Below are 19,106 nucleotides of genomic sequence, written 5' to 3' on the forward strand. Positions count from 1 at the left end.
GGAGGCATCCAAAGAAAATGACATTCAATAAAAGAATAAAGATGGCATTGCCATCTTTATTCTTTTATCCAGATATTTATAATTTCCCCGATAAATAATTCGGTGTCGTTTTGCGGTTGCACGGCGAGTTTACGGCATTCGATAATAACCGAAGCTCCTTCGGGCGAGATGTTGCCCGATGGCAAAACCGTCTTGTTTATGCTGCCTTCGGTACCGGATACAATCGCTTCGGCAACGTCTTTTTTATCATAGAAAGATAAGGTATAGGTTCCGTTTTCTTTCATCCGGGCATTGATGCCGAGAGTGGGAGAGATGTTACAATAAGTAACAACGGAATTCAGTATTTCCCCTAAACCGCCCCAGTTTCCGGTAACGTATTCGGCCCGATTACTTTCTCCTGTAGAAATGATCATCGCGTCTTCACCCATTTTGCGGGAGATCGCAGCCGGTATATTCCGGGGAGATATCGCTTTGTACCCTTTCAAATCGAGAAGTACCGGCTTTTTATTTACATTCTTTTCTTTTTCTGCGTCTGGTTTTATACCGAGTACGGTTTGTAATTCATTGAAAAGAGAATCTACGAAATCGATGGTTCCTACCCGGAATTTGCCCGGGATAGCCCATAATTTATCTTTCCGGATCGCTTTTTTATCGGTAATCCAGTCTTCTGCTTTATATTTATTCAGCACGTTGGGCTGGTCGTAAATATAGCTGATGTTGGTTATTTCCATTGTACATTGCCCTGGTTTGCAGGTGATGATAGCGAGGTATTTTACCGTAGTGCGGTCGATGTATAGTATTTTTTTGCTGAATACGATATACTCCATCGCTTGGGCGACGATTTTGCCTTCTTGCGGATTGGCGAACTGTATAACCCGTTGTATATTTACATCTTCGTTATTCTCGGGTGTACTGAACCTGTTTTGAGCCCATTTGAGAACTTCGTCATAAATTTGTTTTTCGGTAGCACCCGGTACTTCGAAAGTTTTCGAGAAAACAATCATCCCGTTTTTTACAGGTACCGCTCCGGCCATATACCGGCTCATATCTTTTTCTTGTTTTTGCGCCGCCGCTAAAACCGGAGAAAATGCCAGTAGAAGCAATAGTAATTTGATATACGGCACCGTGCCGTTGTGAGAATTCTTATTTTTCATAGTCATTTTTTATTAATGATATTCTGCGCCTAAAGATAATAAGTTTTGGTTTTGCTTTACAGCCTGACTACTTTCTTTTTCCCTTTTTTACTTTCGTTATGAATACGATCGACAGAGGTTACGATATATACCCAGGAGTCGTTGCCTTTGAGATAGGGTAATTTATAACCGGTATCGCGCGTGATCGCCTGTATATGAGACGGATCGGAGAGGTTTACCGGCTCGTCTTTTCTGAAACGGTATATGCAGTAATATACGGGATATTGTATTTTGTTGCGGCGTCCTCTCGGCCGTTTCCACTCGAGAACGTATCCCTGCGATGTCCAGCGGGCTTTTAACCGGCGTACTTCTTTGGGCGTTTTATCGCTGATACGGGTATAGGCCGGGATAAGTGCCGGTGTCGTAAAATATTTATCTTGAAGATAGGTATCTATGTTTCCATAATTATCGATAAGCTCGGAAGCCGGCCAGAAACAGATTCCCGAAATGTTTTCGAAACTGCGGTTCAGTTGCATTTTCCGTTCGAGCTGCGTACCGCTTTCGCTGTAATCGGGTGCGTTTAGGGTACGTTTTACATCTTGCCCGATGTATAAATGACGACCGTTGGCATGCCGGTTCCACCAATATATCAGTTTTTCCGAACAGGCTGCCTTGTGGCCTATCTCCCAATATAATTGTGGAAGCAGGTAATCGATCCATCCCATACGGGTCCATAACAGTACGTCGGCATACAGATCGTCGTAATTTTGCAGGCCGTTGGTATCGCTGCCGTCCGGATCGCTTTTGGCATTCCGGTAAATACCGAAAGGACTGATGCCGAACCGCACCCAGGGCTTTATGTGTTTTATGCTTTTGTTCAGTTCTTCGATGAGGATGTTTACATTATTTCTTCTCCATGTATTCCGATCTGTTCCTTTCCCGTACTTCGCATAACTGGCGTCGTCGGGGAAAGGCATACCGTTGACGGGGTAGGGATAAAAATAATCGTCCATGTGTATGGCATCTACATCGTACCTTTTTACGATATCTTTAACCACATCGCAGATAAACTCGCGGGGACCGGGTAAACCGGGGTCGAATACCAGTTGTTTGCCATATTGAACAAGCCATTCGGGGTGCTTGTGGGCGATGTGGGTTACGGCCAGCGGCTCTGTCGCCTGACTGGCTACCCGGTAAGGATTCAGCCACGCGTGAAATTCCATATTACGGGCGTGGCATTCGTCGATGAGAAATTTCATCGGATCCCAAAAGGGGGAAGGAGCCTTGCCTTGCTGTCCGGTAAGGAAACGGCTCCAAGGTTCGAGATCTGAAGGGTAAAAAGCGTCGGCCATGGGACGTACCTGAAAAATGACCGCGTTGATTCCCGTTTTCTGCAATTTGTCGAGCATATCGATAAAATAACGTTGCATCCGGTCACGGTCCATTTTCTGATACTGAGGCTGGAAGACCGTTTGTATCCACGCGCCTCGGAATTCTCGTTTGGGAGCCTGTTGGGGGAATACATATGCGTTGAAGCAAAAAATAAGCAGGGTGATAAAAAAGATTGTCCGTTTCATCAGGTAAAAATTTGGAATTGCAGGCAAAAGTAAAAAAACTTATCGTGAAATTTATATCATTCGCTCATTCTCTGATGAATATTTTGTACTTTTGTGTCACTTTTTATAATGCCGTAAGAAATAAATTAGAAAAATACTCTATGGAAGAAATCGCTTCGAAGTATAACCCTGCCGAGGTAGAGGAAAAATGGTATGCCTATTGGCTGAAAAACGGATATTTTAAATCGAAACCCGATGGACGCGAACCTTATACGGTCGTGATACCGCCTCCGAATGTGACCGGAGTTCTGCACATGGGACATATGCTGAACAATACGATACAGGATATTTTGGTGCGTAGGGCCCGCATGACAGGAAAAAATGCGTGCTGGGTACCGGGTACCGACCATGCTTCTATCGCTACCGAGGCGAAAGTGGTGAATAAGCTGGCTTCGGAAGGGATTAAGAAAACAGACCTTACCCGAGACGAATTTTTGAAACATGCTTGGGAGTGGACCGATACCCATGGCGGAATTATTTTGAAACAGTTACGTAAACTGGGCGCTTCCTGCGATTGGGACCGTACCGCTTTTACCATGGACGAGAAACGTTCGGAAAGCGTTTTGAAAGTTTTTGCCGACCTCTATAATAAAGGTATGATTTACCGCGGAGTGCGTATGGTGAACTGGGATCCGAAAGCCTTGACGGCTCTCTCGGACGAAGAAGTCGTATATAAGGAGGAACACAGCAAACTGTATTATCTGCGTTACCGGATAGAAGGCGGGGAGGGGAAATATATCGTTGTGGCTACGACACGTCCCGAAACGATACTCGGGGATAGCGCCGTATGCGTGAATCCGAACGATGAGCGTTACGGTTTTCTGAAAGGTAAAAAAGTAATCGTTCCGCTGGTGAACCGTGCCGTGCCGATTATTATGGACGATTATGTAGATATCGAATTCGGTACGGGCTGTCTTAAAGTAACTCCCGCTCATGATGTAAACGATTATATGCTGGGTGAAAAATATAATCTGCCGACAATCGACGTATTTAACGATAACGGGACGATCAGCGAAGCGGGTGGATTATATGTGGGAATGGATCGCTTCGATGTGCGTAAGCAGATTGCGGAGGATCTCGAAAAGGCCGGACTGATGGAAAAGATCGAGGATTATAACAATAAAGTCGGTTACTCGGAACGAACCAATGTGGTGATCGAACCGAAACTTTCGATGCAGTGGTTCCTGAAAATGAGCGATCTTGCTAAGCCTGCTCTCGAAGCTGTGGTGAACGACGATATACGGTTCTTTCCCGCTAAATATAAGAATACCTATAAATACTGGATGGAAAATATCAAAGACTGGTGTATTTCACGCCAGCTTTGGTGGGGACACCGTATACCGGCTTATTATCTGCCCGGAGGCGGTTACGTCGTGGCGGTAAACGACGAGGATGCTGTGAAAGCCGCTCGGGAAAAGACCGGAAACAAGGATTTGCAGTTAAGCGATTTGCGCCAGGATGAAGATTGCCTCGATACCTGGTTTTCTTCCTGGTTATGGCCTATTTCTTTGTTTGACGGGATAAATAATCCCGGAAATGAAGAGATGCGTTATTATTATCCTACCAGCGACTTGGTAACGGGACCCGATATTATTTTCTTCTGGGTGGCCCGTATGATTATGGCCGGTTATGAATATGAAAAAGATAAGCCGTTTAAAAATGTATATTTTACCGGTATCGTGAGAGATAAACTGGGCCGGAAGATGTCGAAATCGCTGGGTAATTCTCCCGATCCGCTCGAGCTGATCGATAAGTACGGCGCCGATGGCGTGCGTATGGGGATGATGTTGTCGGCTCCTGCCGGTAACGATATTCTTTTTGATGATGCCTTGTGCGAGCAGGGACGTAATTTTAATAATAAAATATGGAACGCTTTCCGCTTGGTAAAAGGTTGGACGGTAGATTCTTCATTGCAGCAACCCGAGTCGGCCGCTACGGCTGTACGCTGGTTCGACGCGATGTTGAGCCGGACAGCGGAAGAGGTGGCCGATCTGTTTGGAAAATATCGTCTTTCTGAGGCTCTGATGGCTGTTTATAAACTTTTTTGGGACGAATTTTCATCTTGGTATCTCGAAATGGTGAAACCGGGGTATCAACAACCGATCGATAAAGAAACGTATGAAGAGACGCTCCGTTTCTTCGATGCCTTATTGAGGCTGTTGCATCCGTTTATGCCTTTTATAACCGAAGAGCTGTGGCAACATATCTCTCCGCGTAAAGAGGGGGAAAGTATCATGGTCGCTCTTGTTCCTGAGGTAAAACCGGTCGATGGGCAATTGATAACGGATTTTGAAAAAACGAAGGAAATTATTTCGGGAGTACGTACTATTCGTTTACAGAAAAATATTCCTAATAAAGAGCCGCTTATTTTACAGGTAGTCGGTAAACATGATAGCGGAAACGATGCTGTAATCGTAAAACTGGCCAATTTGTCGGCGATAGAAACGGTAAGTGAAAAAGAGGCTACTGCAGCTTCGTTTTTGGTAGGAACTACCGAATATGCTGTTCCACTCGGTAACAATATAGATGTAGAAACCGAGTTGAAAAAACTGGAAGACGAACTTAAATATTTACAGGGATTTTTGAAATCGGTAAAAGCCAAACTTGCTAACGAGCGTTTTGTAAATAATGCTCCGGCGCAGGTGGTTGAGAATGAAAGAAAGAAACAGGCGGATGCCGAGAGTAAAATTAAATCACTGGAAGAAGGTATCGCTATTTTGAAGAAATAACGATTGTTTTTTACTTGTTTTGTCCTTTCCTTCTCCTGTTGAGCGAGAGCGAAACAGGAGAAGGAAAGGTGTTTACAGAGCGGGGGTGTTCTCTTTTTTCCGGGCATCAGGAGATCTTTCGTTATCACTCAGGATGACACAGAAGGGATTCAGAAATGACAGGGCATAGCCCCGGGATGACCAAGGAGAGTTTTGATAATGGATAATGATTGTTTATTTCTTTATCAATTCGAATCCGATAAGAACGCCTTCGTAGCTGTTTAAAATTGAGTTTACAGTTTTAACTGTCGTATTTTTACTGGCTAATGAGATCGTATTGATTAATTTTACCAGTTTACCGGCATCGAATAACAATATAATTTTGTTCTGGGATTGAATTACTTTGGCATCGGATTTCCCGATATTTATTAACCCGGCCAACTGATAGTTCATATTTATTGTTTTTTCTTTTTCATCGATGGTAAAAGAACCGTTGAGTTTGCGGGATTTATAGAGGGTACTGAATGTACTGTCATTGGCAAAGGTATAACCGAAGGAAGAAGAGCTTATGCCTGCTTTATCGTAGATTGTCTTCAGTTTGCTCTCTATTTGAGAAGCGATAATTTCCGCCCCGGCTTCTTTCAGTACGTTTTCGCTTTCGAATTCACAAGCGGGATTGGCATACATCCAGGTACCTTCGAGACTTTCGTATGATAAGTTTGTTATTTTGTCGGTGACTTTATTCACTACATTCTCTACAGCATTTCCGAACAAGTTTTTTAACGCCTCTTTTTGATTTTGAGCATAACTGTTGGCCGTAAAGCACGCTATTATGACAAGAATACTGAAAATTTTCTTTTTCATGATCCGATGTGATAATTTAAAATATATATGAGATTATATCTTACCATTGAATTTCTTTTCGATAAAATCTTTTACAAACAGAGCGGTTCCCTCGCATCCGAGGATCGAAGAGTCGATCGACAGATCGTATGAAGCTGCGGCTCCCCATTCTTTATCGGTAAAGAAATTGTAATAGTTTTGTCTCATTTTATTCTTTTTTTCAGCCAGTTCTGCCGCTTCTTCCGGAGTCATGTCCTCTCCCGATCTCGAAATAATACGGTCTATCCGGTTTTTGAGTGGAGCGTGTATGAAAACACTTACACAGGACGGGCAGTTTCTTAAAATATAATCGGCGCATCGGCCTACGATAACGCAAGGTTTCGTATTGGTAATGTTTATGATTACGTCTGACTGATATTTAAAAATGGTTTCGTTATTGAGTGACCCGTCGCTACCGAATGACGACCCGAAAGGAGTCCATACCACTGTGAAAAAATTTCGTAACGACCGGGGAGCTTTTTCATCGGCTTTTTCAAAAAACTCGGGACTCAAACCGCTTTCTTTTGCAGCTTCATTAATCAATTCTTTGTCGAAATAATCTATCCCGAAGAGTTCTGCCAGTCGTTTTCCGACTTCTCGACCACCGCTTCCGAATTGTCGTCCGATCGTGATTACAAGATTCTGTTTCATCTTTTAATAACTAACTATAAATAGTTTTTTTGATATGCAAACTTACAAAGTTTAATCGGAATAAACAGAGAAATGGTTTAAAAATAGAGATAAAATATATCTTTCGAGCACACGAAAATGCGCTGGATTGATAGAATGACAATATGGATATAATATCGATATTTTATTACTAATCATTATATTTGCCATAAAACTATATAATATGAAGATGAAAGATGTTTCTTTTCCGGTGATAAATATTTCGGTGATTAAAGAAAATATGCAAGTAGATTCTTTCAATGATGAATTGTCGGTTTTTGAACAAACTCCTGATAAATATGCTATCGGTCATCCTTTAAAAAATGAGGTAATCATGTTTGTTCTTTGTCTTAAAGGAACATTCGAGATAGAACTGAATCAGTCTCGTTATGTAATTAGTCAAAACGACCTTTTTGTGTTGATGCCCGATACGCTTTGGCAATTCATATATCAATCTCCCGACTTTAAAGCTTGTTTTATTGTTATATCTCGTCGTTTTTTAGATAGTTTTCAGGTAGATATAAAGAAATTGCTGCCGTTGTTTTTCTATATCATGGAAAATCCGCAGATACATCTTAACGATGAAGAAGTGGCTACCCTGACCGAATATTATTCGATGTTGAAGAAAAAAGTAAAGAATCCTAAAAACAGCTCTTCGGAGATCGTGTATTATCTGGCGCAGGCTCTTGCCTTCGAGATAAACGACTGTTACGCCAAACGAAAAGAAGGTTTGCAGATACCTAACAGCCGCCGGGTGGAAATAGCGAGGGAATTTACCCGCCTTGTTATAGAAGAATACGACCGGCACAGAGATGTTTCTTATTATGCCGACCGGTTGTATATTTCTCCAAAACATTTGTCGGTCGTTATGAAAGACGTCAGCGGGGAAACTGCCGGGGAATGGATTACTTCTTATGTAATCTTACAGGCAAAGGTTTTACTTAAAACCTCTAACCTTACGATACAGCAGATATCGCAGAAGCTGAATTTTGCCAACCAGTCATTTTTCGGCAAATATTTTAAACGATATACCGGAATGACTCCTAACGAATACCGTACAGAGTAATTTCACTTTACTTGTTTTTGCGTTTTGGCGGACGTATGAGCAGACGTAACGCTGTTGTATAGGTGAAGTAATACCACATCCAGTTTATAAATGTAAAAATCTTGTTTTTCATTCCCATAAGGGAAATTAAATGCACTCCCATCCAAATCATCCAAGCCGGTCGACCGTAAAAATGCATTTTAGCGATGTCGGCGACAGCCCGGTTTCGGCCTATAGTTGCCATGCTTCCTTTGTCATTGTATCGGAAGGGTTTCGGATCGATTCTTTTGTTGAGGTTAGAGGCGAGGTTGCGAGCTTGTTGTATCGCTACCTGTGCCAGTTGCGGGTGTCCGTGCGGGAATGCCGGTGTCTCCATATAACAAACGTCTCCGATTGCGAATACGTTATCGATATCTTTTATTCGATTGTATTCGTCGGTAATGATGCGACCGGCTTTGTTTACCGATTCTTGAGGAATCCCCGGTGCGGGTTCTCCGGTTACACCGGCTGTCCAGATTACCGTATCGCAAACCAGTTGGTTCCCGTTGTTGAATGTTAATTCGGTTCCGTTATAAGATGAGAGTATGAGGTTGAGTTTGACTTCTACTTCGAGTTGACGGAGATATTGCAGAGATTTTATAGAAGATTCGTTACTCATTGTGCGCAGCAGGCGGTCGCTGCCTTCTACAAGAACAACACGTACTTCGCTTTTGATAATATCGGGATATTCCCGGGCTAAAATGTATTTTTTCATTTCTCCCAGTGCGCCGGCTACTTCTACACCGGTAGGTCCTCCGCCGATAACAACAAAACAAAGCATGTGTTTGCGTTGTTCGGCGTCATTGCACGTGGATGCCCTCTCGAGAGCCCATAAGACCTGATTGCGGATGGCGATGGCGTCGGTGGTTGACTTCAACGTGTACACTTTATCTTCGAGCTGGTTGTTGCCGAAAAAGTTCGATGTAGTGCCTGTGGCTATAATGAGAAAATCGTAACTGATATTACCTGTTGAAGTTTCGACGATTTTGTTGTCGGTATCTACCCGCAGGAATTCGCCCATCCATAGCTGTAGATTTTTCCTTTTACGTAATTCCTGTCTGAAAGGGAAACATACCGACGCCGGCTCGAGTCCGGCAGAAGCTACTTGATAAAATAACGGCGGAAAAGCGTGATAATTATTGCGATCTACAAGAATTATATTATAAATTTCGCTATCGAGATTGCTAATGAGATTCATCCCGGCGAACCCACCGCCGATAATTACGATTCGCTGCTTGTCTTTGCTTATTGTCAACATTTTATTTCCGATTTATATACGTTAAAACATAATTACATATATATAAGTTTGTTTTGCCGTGCTTTCTCAGGGTATTGACAAATAACTTTGTGCAAAAATACATTTAATTGTCCGGAAAAATCGTTTAACAAGAAAGAAAATCTATAAAATATAAATATGGTTTCTGTGAATAATAGATAATTTATATACATTTGTAGGTTAACAAAAAAGAATCCGGATATTTTTACCGAATTGAATTATGTCCAAAAGAATATTATTTATTAATATCTTCGTTTTGTTGTTTACTTGTGGATTGCGGGCACAGATTTATACCGAAAGAGTACTGAACATTGGTCGTAATGCGTTGTATTTCGAAGATTATATATTATCGATACAATATTTTAATCAGGTTATTGATGTAAAACCGTATCTGGCAGAACCTTATTTTTTCAGAGCGGTTGCCAAACTCAGCCTCGAAGATTACAAAGGGGCCGAGGAGGACTGTAATCGGAGTATCGAACGAAACCCTTTTATTACCGGTGCGTATCAGGTAAGAGGCATTGCACGTCAGAATTTAGGAGATTATGCAGGAGCTATAGAGGACTATAATGTGGGTCTGAGATATGCACCCGAAGACCGTACTTTTCTTGGAAATAAAGCGATTGCTCAAGTACAGTTGAAAGACTATGACGATGCTGAAAAGACTTTCGATAAATTGATAAAGCTTTATCCTTCTGATTACAATGCTTATTTGAGCCGGTCGCAATTCTGGCTCGAGAAGAAAGATACGTTAAAGGCTATCTCTGATATAGATAAGGCGATTTCGATAGATAAATACCAGTCGTACGCTTATGCACAAAGGGCGATCATAAAATTTCAATACAAAAAGCAATATGAAGAAGCTCTGGAAGACATGAACTATGCGTTGAAATTAGACCCCAATATGACCTCTTATTATCTTAATCGCGGTATTATACGGTATTATCTCGATGATTTAATGGGGACTATGGCCGATTATAGCCATGTAGTGGAAATTGATCCCGGAAATATAATGGCTCACTATAATCGGGGATTATTACGTATGCAGGTGGGCGATAGGAATAAGGCGATCGATGATTTCTCGTTTGTTTTATCGAGAGAGCCCGATAACTTTTTTGCCCTGTATAACCGGGCGATTCTATATTTTCAGATAGGAAATAATAAAGCGGCTATACGTGATTTCGACAAAGTGCTCGAGCAATATCCCGATTTTGCCGATGGTTATTATGCCCGTTCGGAGGCAAAGCGGAAAATGAAAGATATGGCGGGTGGTGAGAAAGACTTTAAAAAAGCTATGGCGATATACGACCAGCGCAAGAATAGCGATAAACTTGTCGATCCGCTGGGAAATGCCGTATCGGATAAAGTGGATAATGATGATAATGGCGATGATAAAGTGAGGAAAGAGTCGGATAAGAACATCAATAAATTCGACCGTTTGCTTGTTTCCGATGATTTTGAAGTCAAAAGTAAATATAAAAGTGAAATCAGAGGGCGTATACAAGATCGGAATGCCCGTATAGAAATGGAACCCGCTTTCTTATTTACTTATTATGAAAACGATAGCGAATTGCGTCAGAGTTCCCGTTATTCAAAAGAACTCGAAGCATTTAACCGGGCGGGGTTGCTGCCTGAGAAATTATTGATATCGAATGACGACGTATCGATCGATACGATTCAGATAAAGAAACATTTTGCTTCAATAGATGAATATTCTAAGCAGATAGAGGCGAATCCGGAGAATCCGATCCCATATTTCGCCCGGTCTCTCGATTTTATGCTGGTACAGGATTATTCTAACGCGTTAGACGATCTGAACAGAGTCATAAATTTGAATGGTGATTTTATATTCGCTTATTTTAATCGTGCAGCAATCCGGTTCAGGCAAATGGAATATAAACTCTCGGGAGAGAATTCGGATGACGAGACTATGCCGGCCGTGACCGGTGTAAATAGTTCTGCATTTACGTCTCGGAATAAAAATAATGATATTCGTTTCGGTAACTTGCCGAAACCTGATGATCAGGGTTCTCTTGAATATGACATGATTTTACGCGATTACGATAAAGTGATAAGTCTCGATCCTAATTTTGAATATGCTTATTTTAATCGGGGCAACGTGAGATGTACCCAAAAAGATTTTAAAGCGGCATTGAATGATTTTAACGAAGCGATCAGACTTCGTCCTGATTTTGCCGACGCGTATTTTAACCGAGGATTGGTATATGTGTACCTCGGAGATAACGAGAAAGGTATCGCCGACTTGAGTAAGGCGGGAGAATTAGGTGTGGTTTCGGCTTATAGCGTAATAAAAAGGTTAAGCGATTAAAATGTTTCTTTTTGATAAAATCCGGATGTGATATTAAAAAAATTATTACATTTGTACCCCTATAAATGAACCCGAAAAAATAGCAGTGAACGAGTTGCAACAAAAACAATTGTAAATAGTTATCTGTTTTAAAGCAACGCGGTCATGGAAGTATGGAGAATATGAGTATGATTAAAATAACTTTTCCCGATAAATCGGTAAAAGAATTTGACAAAGGAACGACTCCTTTGCAAATTGCTGAAAGTATAAGTCCGCGTTTAGCGCAGGACGTTTTGGCCGCAACGATCGACGGAAAACCCTGGGATCTTACCCGGCCGATTGTCGAAGACGCTGAAATAAAATTATTTAAATGGGACGATCCTGAAGGAAAACATGCGTTTTGGCATTCGTCGGCGCATCTTTTGGCAGAGGCCTTGCAAGAATTGTATCCGGGTGTTAAATTCGGAATCGGACCCGCTATCGAAAACGGGTTTTATTACGATGTAGATTTGGGTGAAACCCCGATTAAAGAAAGCGATTTTGCAGTTATCGAAGCAAAAATGCTGGAACTTGCTTCGAAAAAAGAGGCGATTGTAAGACAGGATATTTCGAAAGCCGATGCTCTGAAAATGTTTGGAGACAGAGGCGAAGAATATAAAGTAGAACTCATTAGCGAGCTCGAGGATGGAACGATTTCTACCTATACGCAAGGTAATTTCACCGATCTTTGCCGGGGGCCGCATTTACCCACGACAGCTCCTATTAAAGCCGCTAAAGTATTGTCGCTTGCGGGGGCTTATTGGAGAGGCGATGAAAAACGTCATCAGTTGACACGGGTATATGCTATTACATTCCCCAAGAAAAAAATGCTCGATGAGTATCTCGCTTTGCTCGAAGAAGCCAAGAAACGCGATCATCGGAAAATAGGTAAAGAACTGGAATTGTTTACTTTTTCGCATGCCGTAGGACAGGGACTTCCGTTATGGTTACCTAAGGGGGCGATGCTGCGTGACCGCTTAGAGAATTTTTTACGTCGTATTCAGAAACGATTCGGATACCAGCAGGTTATAACACCGCATATCGGTAATAAGATATTATATGTCACTTCTGGCCATTATGCCAAATATGGGAAAGATTCGTTTCAGCCGATACATACTCCCGAAGAAGGAGAAGAATTTTTGTTGAAACCGATGAATTGTCCTCACCACTGTGAAATATATAAGGCTTTTCCCCGGTCGTATAAAGATTTGCCTTTGCGATTTGCCGAATTCGGTACCGTTTATCGATACGAACAAAGCGGCGAATTGCACGGTCTTACCAGAGTTAGAGGTTTTACTCAAGATGATGCTCATATTTTCTGTCGTCCCGATCAAGTGAAAGACGAATTCCTGAAAGTAATGGATATTATTTTTATTATTTTCGGTGCACTCGATTTTAAAAATTTCGAAGCTCAGATTTCGTTGCGCGACCCTAACAATCGAGAAAAGTATATCGGGTCGGATGAAAATTGGGAAAAAGCAGAACGAGCAATTGTAGAAGCTTGTCAGGAAAAAGGGTTGAATGCCCGTATTGAGTTGGGCGAGGCTGCTTTTTACGGACCAAAACTCGACTTTATGGTGAAAGATGCTATCGGTCGCCGTTGGCAGTTGGGAACTATACAAGTAGATTATAATCTTCCTGAACGGTTTGAATTGGAATATACCGGAAGTGATAATCAAAAGCATCGTCCGGTAATGATACATCGTGCACCTTTCGGGTCGATGGAACGGTTTGTCGCTGTACTGATTGAACATACTGCCGGGAAATTCCCCTTGTGGCTTACCCCCGAACAGGTAGTTGTTATGCCAATCAGTGAAAAATATAATGATTACGCTCATGAGGTTGCTCGTGAACTCGAAATGAGAGATATTCGTACGATCGTAGATGACCGAAACGAAAAAATCGGACGTAAAATTAGGGATAATGAACTGAAAAGAATCCCATATTTACTCATCGTAGGAGAAAAAGAAGCAGAAAATGGTGAAGTTTCTGTAAGAAAACAGGGCGAAGGTGATAAAGGTTCTATGAAAATTGCTACCTTTGCCGGGATTTTAACCGAGGAAGTAGAAAAAATGATAACCCAATGGTAATTTGAATGGAGAAAAAAGAAACTTTAGGAGTTAAAAGGAATTTCCCCGTAAAGAAAAATGAAGGGGCGAAAGAAATGTACCGTATTAATGAGAGAATCAGAGTAAAAGAGGTACGTCTTGTGGGCGATAATGTAGAGCAGGGGATATATCCTATTCAGGATGCTTTGCGTATAGCTGAAGAGATGGAACTCGATTTGGTAGAAATCTCTCCGAATGCCGCTCCTCCGGTTTGCCGGATTACCGATTATCAAAAATTCCTCTATCAACAGAAAAAAAGGCTGAAAGAACAAAAAGCGAAGTCATCTAAGGTCGTTGTTAAAGAGATACGTTTCGGACCTCAAACCGATGATCATGACTATAATTTTAAATTGAAACATGCCAAAGGCTTTCTCGAGGAAGGGGCAAAGGTAAAAGCTTATGTGTTTTTTAAAGGCCGTTCGATTCTGTTTAAAGAACAAGGGGAGGTATTATTACTTCGCTTTGCAAATGATCTCGAAGATTATGGTAAAGTAGAACAACTTCCCGTTCTCGAAGGAAAGCGCATGATTATTATGCTTTCGCCGAAAAAGAAATAAATATGATCGGGGACATCCCGATTAATTAAATACATAATTAAAATTTAGTAAAATGCCAAAGATGAAAACTAATTCCGGTGCCAAAAAGAGGTTCGCCCTTACCGGATCAGGAAAAATCAAAAGAAAACATGCTTTTAAAAGTCACATTTTGACGAAAAAAACTAAAAAGCAAAAACGCAATCTTACGCATTTCACGATCGTATCATCTGCCGATGTGAAGAACGTGAAAGAATTATTGTGCATGAGATAATTGCCGTTTATTTAAAATCACAAAAAGCGAGTTTAAATTTTTATTAACCGAATGTTTTAGCCTGAAGATCATCGCGAAGACGATGACGCTAACATTCAAAACAAGAAAAACTATGCCAAGATCAGTAAATCATGTTGCTTCGAGAGCAAGAAGAAAGAAAATTTTAAAATTAACTAAAGGCTACTTTGGTGCGAGAAAAAATGTTTGGACAGTAGCTAAAAATACTTGGGAAAAAGGTCTTACTTATGCTTATCGCGACCGTAAAGCTAAAAAACGTAACTTCAGAGCCTTGTGGATACAGCGTATTAATGCAGCCGCACGTCTCGAAGGAATGTCTTATTCTAAGTTGATGGGTGCGTTACATAAATCGGGTATTGAAATTAATCGTAAGGTTTTAGCCGATTTGGCAATGAATAATCCTGAAGCCTTTCAGGCAATTGTTGCTAAAGTGAAAAATGCATAAGATTTGTAGTTAAAATAATGTTTAAAATGAGGTTTTACAAAATGTAAAACCTCATTTTTTTGATGAAATATTTGACTTTTATATATTAATTCCTTATATTTGTAATAAGGAAATGAGAAAAGCAAAAAGTCGCATCGCAGTTGATCGGGAAACTCATCAATTAATATGAAATACCGAGACAAGCTTTCTCTTCCAATGGCGGGCCACGACCTTCGGGTTGCAAATATGCACAGTGGATTACAAAGGAGGGGGGCACTCAAATCCTGTTATTCGGAGTTTCATCACATCCTCCGATGCGACTTTCTTTAAAATACTTTAAAAACCGGATAGAGAGTAATCTTTATCCGGTTTTTTGCTGTTATAAGTGCGTTATTCGTATGTTGCTTAAGTGGGTGAATACCTGCGGGCAGCTGGGGTTTTCACATTAAAAACTAACAGATAGATAGTATGAAAAAGTTATTGTATTTATTTATTGCTTTGTTTATCTGCTCTTGCGCAGGTAAATCTGCCGATAAAAAGGCGAGTTCCGAAGAAATGACCGTTAATGGAAAATCGGTATCGATGGGCGATACAGCAAATTCGAATAAGAAATCCTATGAGGGTATACTTCCGGCTGCTGATGCTGAAGGCATTCGTTACGAACTTGATTTGTATACTCCTAAACAAGGTACTGGTGATAGTATTTATCATCTGACGATGACTTATATCGGCGCCGGAGAAAATGGTCAGGACGAAACTTTTGTTCAACAGGGGCAGTGGGGAATTGTAAACGGTCCGGTTATCGATGCTGGTGGGACGATTTATCAGCTTAGAGGGGATTCGATAGATGAAATTAATTTCCTTGCTGTTAACGATAGTCTTGTCATGTTAGGGCAAGATATGAAGAAACCGCAATCGAAATTAAATTATACACTTAAAGAAAAGAAATAAGAATCAGTTTCGTGCTGTATTTTTAAGAACAAAGAGGGTTGTCATCACGACAACCCTCTTTGTTCTTTTTTAATTAACCTAAACCTTAATTCCATGAAAATCTGTTTCAAATATAAGAATCACTTTTAAATCGATCGAATATTTAATGAAAAAAATGCGCTGTTATTAACATGATTTGTTAAATGAAGAGTTTGTGTTAACTATTTAAAGTGTAAAAATTAACATTTTAAGTAGGGATGTTTTTTTCTGTAACATGATGATCTTTTTATTGTTTGTTTTTTGCTTTTTAGAGAAACAGTAATATTTTATTACTTGAAAGTAGGGAGAGTGCATATATGATATTTGTTTGGAATAAATTTCAAAAAAAGTATTGTCAATGAAAAATAAGTATTATATATTTGCACCGTAAAAAGTATATGGCGGTTTAGTGTAGTGGCCTAGCACGCATCTCTCTCACGGATGAGACTCGGGTTCGATTCCCGAATCCGCTACAAGTTGAAGGTTCGAAGTTTCGAGCCTTTTTTTTGACTTTTTTTCTTATTCATAAGAAGAATAAGATTGTGAGGGTATATTTTATAAAACTACTAATAAAAAAGATTTGTGTATTTCTATTCTGCTTGAAAGAAGTTCTTTTTGTATCTTTACACCGAAAATATTATTATTTTTTATCACATATAATGCTTATAAAATGAAAAATACAAAACGTTTCGGAATTTTATTTCTTGCGGGGGTTTTTGCATGCCCTTTTGCTTCGGCTGTACCGGTTGGCGGTATCGATGTTTTGGGTGGTCGTAATCGTTTAGTAGTTCGTATCGATCCTTCGTTTGAACCTTCTTCACAGTTCGAACTTAAAGTAGACCGGAAAAAGTATGTATTCGATATAAACGAAACTCAAAAAAGAAATACAGGTAATGAATTTACTATAGATAATTTAAAAGAAAAAGATCATAAAGTGACCTTGTCTTTTAAAGATAACAACGGGAAACCTGTAAAATATACCCGGGAAGTGACAGTTTATGGAGATAATTATGAAAAAACGCTTCCGGTTAGAGATCTAAAATCGGCAATATATAACAAAGAAATTAATGAACTTACTCTTAATTGGGGAAATCCGGTTTCAGATTATGCAGGGGCTGTTATTTCTTACACTAATATGAGAGGACGTAAGGCTGTTCTGAGCTTACCCTATGATCGTACAACCATCGCAACTCGGGTAAACGCTCTCGAGGTACGGTCGGCTTATTGTCCCGATGCATGTGTAGATACTTTTTATTCGGTTGCGAAAGTTTTAAAAGATGTGCCCGTGGCGACTCCTAAAGATATATGGGGGGGCGTGTATGTTCCTACTGTCGTATACGAAGTAATGGATACGGCAAAGAATACCGAAGGGGAAACGATATATCGTAAATTGATTAAAGACGATCCTACTTCTTTCTTTGCCAATGTGGTATATCGGGTTTTGAACGCTTTGTATGAAACGCCTCAGGATTCTTTCCCCAAAGTATATACGATGAGAAATATCCTTGGTCCGGTTATTCCGGCGAAAGAATATAATTTCCCGGCTTCGACTCCGGCATATATGGGTAGTGACGGTTCGGGAAATTGTACGATGAAAATAAATGTAACGCATATCGAAAAATTTATGAAAGATCATCCGGGAGAATACCAAAAGCTCGAAGATGAGATTATCGGTATATTCCTGCATGAATTTACCCATTCTTATCAATTCCGATGCCGTGCAAATAATAGAGAAGAAGGTGCTTTTACTGAAGGTATGGCCGATGCCGTACGTTTTATGACCGGCGGTTTTACCGAAGAGGATCGGGTAAGAGCCGGATTAGCCGGAGAAAAGAGCGATTTAAAATGGTTCTCGAGATATCGTATTACCGGATGTTTCTTGATGTGGCTGCGTAATTTCGATGGAGATTTTGTACACAAATTCAACCGCACTGGTGTCGACCTCAAAAATTGGTCTTTCAGTAAAGCTGTAAAATCGATTCTCGGTGAACAGTATGAAGTTCAGGACCTATGGGATCAATATATACGTGAAGTGAAAGAAGAAGCTCTTGAAATGGGAATAAATTAAAGACAGGTAGTAAATTTCTCATCTATTTGTTCAATAATGAAGAAACCGACAAAAACAGAAGTATTCAGGGAGATTAAAGACTATGTCATGGTGACTGTGGGGCTTATCTCCTATGCCATAGGATGGACGGTCTTTTTACTACCTAACGGTATTACAACCGGGGGAGTGCCGGGCATAGCAGCCATTGTGTATTATGCGACAGGCATAGAAATGCAGGTTACCTATTTAATTATAAATGCTATTTTAATGGTATTCGCAATTCGTTTTTTGGGTTGGAAATTCTGTATGAAGACGATATATGCGATCGCGATGCTGTCTACATTACTTTGGTGGTTTCAGCGTATTGTAGGTGGTGTGTCGGTGGTAGGAGACGAGCCTTTTATGGCGTGTGTACTTGGTGCCGGACTGTGTGGTATCGGATTGGGAATCGCTTTTGCGCATAATGGCAGTACCGGAGGAACCGATATTATTGCGGCGATCGTTAATAAATACGCTAATGTATCTTTTGGCCGTATGATTATGATGTGTGATATTCTGATCATATCTTCTTGTTATTTTGTTTTTCATGATTGGGGACGGGTCGTATTCGGATTTTCCACATTAGTGATTATCAGTTATGTATTGGATATGATTGTAAACAGTGCACGTCAGTCGGTACAATTTACCATTATATCTAAAAAACATGATGAAATTGCCGAACGCATTGCGCTCGATGTGCATCGCGGGGTTACTTATCTTAATGGTGAAGGCTGGTATACCGGAAATAATTTAAAAGTTATCATGGTGTTAGCCAATAAAAGAGACTCTGTTGCGATTTTTCGCCTGATTAAAGATATAGATCCTAACGCGTTTATATCACAGGTATCGGTAATAGGTGTTTACGGAAATGGTTTCAGAATGTTGAAGTAAAAAACATAGGATTAAAAAATAAGAATTTGTCTGATGAATGAAGAAAACCCTAAAAGTTTTATAAAACTTTTAGGGTTTTCTTCATTCA

General features: G+C 40.5%; 14 protein-coding genes, 1 tRNA gene and 1 pseudogene. 11 read left to right on the top strand and 5 right to left on the bottom strand.

The genetic code is table 11. From position 1 onward, the window contains the following. Positions 1 to 56: 56 nt before the first annotated feature. Together NMU02_RS04865 and NMU02_RS04870 are read right to left on the bottom strand one after the other, a co-directional pair. Positions 57 to 1,154, bottom strand: a complete 1,098-nt coding sequence (locus tag NMU02_RS04865; protein WP_255026169.1) for a DUF4468 domain-containing protein — start codon at positions 1,152 to 1,154, stop codon at positions 57 to 59. Between the two features lie 56 nt (positions 1,155 to 1,210). Beyond that, positions 1,211 to 2,710, bottom strand: a complete 1,500-nt coding sequence (locus NMU02_RS04870) for a glycoside hydrolase family 10-like protein (RefSeq protein WP_255026171.1) — start codon at positions 2,708 to 2,710, stop codon at positions 1,211 to 1,213. A gap of 140 nt (positions 2,711 to 2,850) precedes the next feature. Between NMU02_RS04870 and NMU02_RS04875 the strand changes: the two genes are divergently transcribed. After that, positions 2,851 to 5,478, top strand: coding sequence for a valine--tRNA ligase (locus NMU02_RS04875; RefSeq protein WP_255026215.1), 2,628 nt, complete (start codon positions 2,851 to 2,853; stop codon positions 5,476 to 5,478). A 213-nt stretch (positions 5,479 to 5,691) separates the two neighbouring features. On the opposite strand, the gene NMU02_RS04880 is transcribed toward NMU02_RS04875, so the two are convergent. Together NMU02_RS04880 and NMU02_RS04885 are read right to left on the bottom strand one after the other, a co-directional pair. Then, the gene (locus tag NMU02_RS04880) at positions 5,692 to 6,321 is read right to left on the bottom strand and encodes a DUF4923 family protein (protein WP_255026173.1); all 630 of its coding nucleotides are present in this window, start codon (positions 6,319 to 6,321) and stop codon (positions 5,692 to 5,694) included. Positions 6,322 to 6,354: 33 nt separating this feature from the next. Further along, positions 6,355 to 6,990: a cytidylate kinase-like family protein gene (locus NMU02_RS04885; RefSeq protein WP_255026175.1), complete on the bottom strand. Its 636-nt coding sequence runs from the start codon at positions 6,988 to 6,990 to the stop codon at positions 6,355 to 6,357. Between the two features lie 202 nt (positions 6,991 to 7,192). On the opposite strand from NMU02_RS04885, the gene NMU02_RS04890 reads away from it, so the two are divergent. Further along, positions 7,193 to 8,074, top strand: a complete 882-nt coding sequence (locus tag NMU02_RS04890) for an AraC family transcriptional regulator (protein ID WP_255026176.1) — start codon at positions 7,193 to 7,195, stop codon at positions 8,072 to 8,074. 7 nt (positions 8,075 to 8,081) lie between these two features. On the opposite strand, the gene NMU02_RS04895 is transcribed toward NMU02_RS04890, so the two are convergent. Continuing rightward, a complete protein-coding gene (locus tag NMU02_RS04895) occupies positions 8,082 to 9,350 on the bottom strand; it encodes an NAD(P)/FAD-dependent oxidoreductase (protein ID WP_255026182.1) in 1,269 nt (422 codons plus the stop codon). 238 nt (positions 9,351 to 9,588) lie between these two features. Between NMU02_RS04895 and NMU02_RS04900 the strand changes: the two genes are divergently transcribed. The 9 genes and pseudogenes from NMU02_RS04900 (at position 9,589) to NMU02_RS04940 (ending at position 19,018) form a co-directional block, all read left to right on the top strand. After that, the gene (locus NMU02_RS04900) at positions 9,589 to 11,697 is read left to right on the top strand and encodes a tetratricopeptide repeat protein (protein WP_255026183.1); all 2,109 of its coding nucleotides are present in this window, start codon (positions 9,589 to 9,591) and stop codon (positions 11,695 to 11,697) included. Between the two features lie 167 nt (positions 11,698 to 11,864). Next, the gene (gene thrS / locus NMU02_RS04905) at positions 11,865 to 13,805 is read left to right on the top strand and encodes a threonine--tRNA ligase (protein WP_255026217.1); all 1,941 of its coding nucleotides are present in this window, start codon (positions 11,865 to 11,867) and stop codon (positions 13,803 to 13,805) included. Positions 13,806 to 13,879: 74 nt separating this feature from the next. Further along, a pseudogene (gene infC / locus NMU02_RS04910) lies at positions 13,880 to 14,377 on the top strand (translation initiation factor IF-3); the annotation flags it as partial. Between the two features lie 55 nt (positions 14,378 to 14,432). Next, on the top strand, positions 14,433 to 14,630 hold the full coding sequence (rpmI, locus tag NMU02_RS04915) for a 50S ribosomal protein L35 (RefSeq protein ID WP_255026192.1): 198 nt from the start codon (positions 14,433 to 14,435) through the stop codon (positions 14,628 to 14,630). Positions 14,631 to 14,742: 112 nt separating this feature from the next. Then, positions 14,743 to 15,093: a 50S ribosomal protein L20 gene (rplT, locus tag NMU02_RS04920; RefSeq protein WP_255026195.1), complete on the top strand. Its 351-nt coding sequence runs from the start codon at positions 14,743 to 14,745 to the stop codon at positions 15,091 to 15,093. Between the two features lie 447 nt (positions 15,094 to 15,540). Then, a complete protein-coding gene (locus NMU02_RS04925; RefSeq protein WP_255026196.1) occupies positions 15,541 to 16,023 on the top strand; it encodes a copper resistance protein NlpE in 483 nt (160 codons plus the stop codon). A gap of 418 nt (positions 16,024 to 16,441) precedes the next feature. Next, a tRNA-Glu gene (locus NMU02_RS04930) sits at positions 16,442 to 16,514 on the top strand. Positions 16,515 to 16,711: 197 nt separating this feature from the next. Further along, positions 16,712 to 18,109: a basic secretory protein-like protein gene (locus NMU02_RS04935; protein ID WP_255026197.1), complete on the top strand. Its 1,398-nt coding sequence runs from the start codon at positions 16,712 to 16,714 to the stop codon at positions 18,107 to 18,109. Positions 18,110 to 18,145: 36 nt separating this feature from the next. Then, positions 18,146 to 19,018 (top strand): YitT family protein, encoded by an 873-nt coding sequence (locus tag NMU02_RS04940; RefSeq protein ID WP_255026198.1) that lies wholly within the window; start codon positions 18,146 to 18,148, stop codon positions 19,016 to 19,018. Positions 19,019 to 19,106: the final 88 nt, after the last annotated feature.

Source organism: Coprobacter tertius, from assembly GCF_024330105.1.
GTDB classification, from domain to species: domain Bacteria; phylum Bacteroidota; class Bacteroidia; order Bacteroidales; family Coprobacteraceae; genus Coprobacter; species Coprobacter tertius.

Coding starts and splice junctions, on each gene's coding strand:
- rplT (WP_255026195.1), top strand. CDS start 14,743: ATGCCAAGATCAGTAAATCATGTTGCTTCGAGAGCAAGAAGAAAGAAA.
- rpmI (WP_255026192.1), top strand. CDS start 14,433: ATGCCAAAGATGAAAACTAATTCCGGTGCCAAAAAGAGGTTCGCCCTT.
- NMU02_RS04875 (WP_255026215.1), top strand. CDS start 2,851: ATGGAAGAAATCGCTTCGAAGTATAACCCTGCCGAGGTAGAGGAAAAA.
- NMU02_RS04890 (WP_255026176.1), top strand. CDS start 7,193: ATGAAGATGAAAGATGTTTCTTTTCCGGTGATAAATATTTCGGTGATT.
- NMU02_RS04940 (WP_255026198.1), top strand. CDS start 18,146: ATGAAGAAACCGACAAAAACAGAAGTATTCAGGGAGATTAAAGACTAT.
- NMU02_RS04925 (WP_255026196.1), top strand. CDS start 15,541: ATGAAAAAGTTATTGTATTTATTTATTGCTTTGTTTATCTGCTCTTGC.
- NMU02_RS04900 (WP_255026183.1), top strand. CDS start 9,589: ATGTCCAAAAGAATATTATTTATTAATATCTTCGTTTTGTTGTTTACT.
- NMU02_RS04870 (WP_255026171.1), bottom strand. CDS start 2,710: ATGAAACGGACAATCTTTTTTATCACCCTGCTTATTTTTTGCTTCAAC.
- NMU02_RS04880 (WP_255026173.1), bottom strand. CDS start 6,321: ATGAAAAAGAAAATTTTCAGTATTCTTGTCATAATAGCGTGCTTTACG.
- thrS (WP_255026217.1), top strand. CDS start 11,865: ATGATTAAAATAACTTTTCCCGATAAATCGGTAAAAGAATTTGACAAA.
- NMU02_RS04865 (WP_255026169.1), bottom strand. CDS start 1,154: ATGAAAAATAAGAATTCTCACAACGGCACGGTGCCGTATATCAAATTA.
- NMU02_RS04935 (WP_255026197.1), top strand. CDS start 16,712: ATGAAAAATACAAAACGTTTCGGAATTTTATTTCTTGCGGGGGTTTTT.
- NMU02_RS04895 (WP_255026182.1), bottom strand. CDS start 9,350: ATGTTGACAATAAGCAAAGACAAGCAGCGAATCGTAATTATCGGCGGT.
- NMU02_RS04885 (WP_255026175.1), bottom strand. CDS start 6,990: ATGAAACAGAATCTTGTAATCACGATCGGACGACAATTCGGAAGCGGT.